Here is a 2,914-nt window from a genome sequence, read left to right as displayed (position 1 = left end):
GCCGCCGCGGCGGCGGCATTAGACACCGGAGCCGCCGCGGCGGCGGCATTAGACACCGGAGCCGCCGCGGCGGCGGCATTAGACACCGGAGCCGCCTCGGCGGCGACATTAGACACCGAGCACCTCGCGCAGGTCCTCAACAGTCGCCACGTGCGCCGCCGGGGTGACGGCGAGCGGTGCGGCGAAGTCGGCTCGTCCGTAGCCCCAATCGACCACGACGGTGTCGATGCCGTGCGCGGCGGCGCCCTCCACGTCGTGGGCGCGGTCGCCGACCATCACGACGCGTTCCGGCAGCGGCTCCAACTGGGCCAGTGCATGCGCCACCACATCTGCCTTGGCGGCGCGCACACCGTCCAGGCTCGCACCCGCGATGACCTCGAAGTTCCCGTCCAGCCCGAAATGTTCGAGGATCCGCCGCGCCGTCGGCTCGGCCTTCGACGTCGCGACGGCCAGCCGGACGCCCGCCGCACGCAGGTCGGCCAGCAGTTGCGGGATGCCGTCGAACAGGCTGTTCATCGCCCAACCACGCGTCGAGTAGTCGGCGCGGTATGCCGCGATCGCGGCGTCGGCATCCCGGAGTCCCATCTCCTGCAGCGTGTGGTGCATCGGCGGGCCGACGATGCGAGTGGCCAGGTCGCCGTCGGGAACCTCGGCGCCGATCTGGCCCAAGGCGTGACGGAAGCTGGACACGATGCCCTTTGCCGAATCGGTGAGGGTGCCGTCGAGGTCGAAGATCACCAACTGCGGCCGGTTGGCCGCGGTGGTGTCATCAAGGGTTGTCACGCGTCCATTGTCTCTGACGGCGCATTACTGTCGTGATGTGGCAAGTCCAAAGTTGGTCGACGTGATCGACGTGCTGGACGCCGCGTACCCACCCACGCTGGCCCAGGACTGGGACTCGGTCGGTCTGGTCTGCGGCGATCCGGGCGACGTCGTCGGATCGGTCACGATCTCCGTCGATGCGACCGCGGCCGTCGTCGACGAGGTGCCCGACAACGGGCTGCTGCTCGCACACCACCCGCTGCTGTTGCGCGGGGTCGACACCGTTGCCGCGGACACGGCCAAAGGGGCGCTTCTGCATCGGATGATTCGTAGCGGGCGGGCGTTGTTCACCGCTCACACCAACGCCGACTCGGCCTCGCCGGGGGTGTCCGATGCACTTGCCGACGCGTTGGGTCTGACTGTCGAAGAGGTGCTGGCTCCTGCGGCAGGCGGTCCCGACAACGACAAGTGGGTCGTGTACGTGCCCGCCGGGAACGCCGATGCCGTCCGCGAGGCGATGTTCGCCGCAGGCGCCGGGCACATCGGCGACTACTCGCATTGCAGCTGGAGTGTCACCGGCACCGGGCAGTTTCTTCCGCACGAGGGCGCTTCGCCGACGATCGGCAGCGTCGGATCCGTCGAACGGGTGGCCGAGGACCGTGTTGAGATGGTCGCTCCCGCCCGGCTGCGCGGTCATGTGCTCGCCGCTCTGCGAACCGCACACCCGTATGAGGAGCCGGCGTTCGACATCTTCGCGATGGCAGCGGTACCCGCGGATGTCGGGCTCGGTCGCACCGGGTCACTGCCGACACCGCAAACGTTGGCGGCGTTCGTCTCTCGCGTTCACGACGCCCTCCCGGGCACGTCATGGGGGATACGGGCGTCGGGCGAGGACGACGCCGAGGTCTCGCGGGTGGCGGTGTGCGGCGGTGCGGGCGACTCGCTGCTGGACGTGGTCGCGGGTGCCGGGGTTGACGCCTATGTGACGGCCGACCTCCGGCACCATCCCGCCGACGAACACCGCAGGCGCTCCGACGTGGCGTTGATCGACGTCGCACACTGGGCGAGCGAATATCCGTGGTGCCATCAGGCGGCCACCCTGCTGCGCGACCACTTCGGTGAGTCGCTACCGGTGCGGGTGTCCGCGATCCGCACCGATCCCTGGAACATCGAGAGAAATGGTTTATGAAAGCTGAAGTCATCCAACAGCGTTCGCTTCTCGAGCTGGCAGACCTCGACGCCGAGTTGAGCCGGATCGAACACCGATCCAGCCACCTGGCCGAACAACAGCGCTTCGAGCAGATTCAGGCCGACCACGGCGATGCCAACGACCGGCTCGCGTCCCTGCGGCTGGCGCTCGAGGATTTGGATGCCCAGATCGCGAAGTTCGAGTCCGAGATCGAAGGGGTGCGGGACCGAGAGGACCGCGACCGCAAGATGCTCGACGCGGGCGCCATCAGCGCCAAGCAGCTCGCGGATCTGCAGCACGAACTCGAGACGCTGGAACGTCGTCAATCGAGTCTGGAGGACTCGCTGCTCGAAGTGATGGAGCGTCGCGAGGAGCTGCAGACCAAGCAGACGGACGAACTCGGCAAGATCGATGCGCTGGAAAGCGAACTCGCAGAAGCGCAGCGGGCGCGCGACGACGCACTCGCGGCGATCGAACAGAACCGACACCAAGGTGTCTCGCGGCGAGACGAACTGACCGCCGGACTAGATCCCAACCTGGTGTCGCTCTACGAGCGCCAGCGTTCGGGCGGTGGCCCAGGGGCTGCGCGGCTGCAGGGCCGTCGGTGTGGTGCGTGCCGCATCGAGATCGATCGCGGCGAGATCGCGCGGATCACCGCCGCCGCCGACGACGAGGTACTGCGCTGCCCTGAGTGTGGCGCAATCCTGTTGCGCGTCAAAGACGGCGGCCAGTGAAGGTCATCGTCGAGGCCGACGGCGGGTCCCGAGGCAATCCCGGTCCTGCGGGATACGGCTCGGTGGTGTGGACGGCCGACCACGAGACCGTGCTGGCCGAGAGCAAGCAGTCGATCGGCCATGCCACCAATAACGTCGCCGAATACCGCGGTCTGATCGCGGGTCTGGAAGCTGCGGTGAAGGTCGGCGCCACCGAGGTCGACGTGCGGATGGACTCTAAGCTGGTGGT

General features: G+C 68.0%; 4 protein-coding genes. 3 read left to right on the top strand and 1 reads right to left on the bottom strand.

The window, feature by feature from the left end:
• Positions 1 to 108: 108 nt before the first annotated feature.
• On the bottom strand, positions 109 to 783 hold the full coding sequence (locus QOC76_RS27490; RefSeq protein ID WP_526362470.1) for an HAD hydrolase-like protein: 675 nt from the start codon (positions 781 to 783) through the stop codon (positions 109 to 111).
• Between the two features lie 37 nt (positions 784 to 820).
• Between QOC76_RS27490 and QOC76_RS27485 the strand changes: the two genes are divergently transcribed.
• The 3 genes from QOC76_RS27485 to QOC76_RS27475 all read left to right on the top strand — a co-directional run.
• Positions 821 to 1,951, top strand: coding sequence for a Nif3-like dinuclear metal center hexameric protein (locus QOC76_RS27485; protein WP_526362468.1), 1,131 nt, complete (start codon positions 821 to 823; stop codon positions 1,949 to 1,951).
• Positions 1,948 to 2,685: a zinc ribbon domain-containing protein gene (locus QOC76_RS27480; protein ID WP_526362466.1), complete on the top strand. Its 738-nt coding sequence runs from the start codon at positions 1,948 to 1,950 to the stop codon at positions 2,683 to 2,685. The genes QOC76_RS27485 and QOC76_RS27480 overlap by 4 nt, the downstream gene beginning before the upstream one ends.
• Positions 2,682 to 2,914, top strand: a 233-nt coding sequence (locus tag QOC76_RS27475; protein ID WP_526362464.1) for a ribonuclease HI, incomplete at its 3' end; no start/stop codon positions are given. The genes QOC76_RS27480 and QOC76_RS27475, both read left to right, overlap by 4 nt.

Origin of the sequence: Mycobacterium sp. (genome assembly GCF_032159565.1) — a bacterium.
In the GTDB taxonomy this organism is placed as follows: Bacteria; Actinomycetota; Actinomycetes; order Mycobacteriales; family Mycobacteriaceae; genus Mycobacterium.
The sequence above is the reverse complement of the archived record's forward strand: the minus strand, read 5'-3'. Positions and strand labels throughout refer to the sequence as shown.

Bases quoted from the DNA above. Each gene is read 5' to 3' on its own strand.
- QOC76_RS27480 (WP_526362466.1), top strand. From the start codon at position 1,948: ATGAAAGCTGAAGTCATCCAACAGCGTTCGCTTCTCGAGCTGGCAGAC.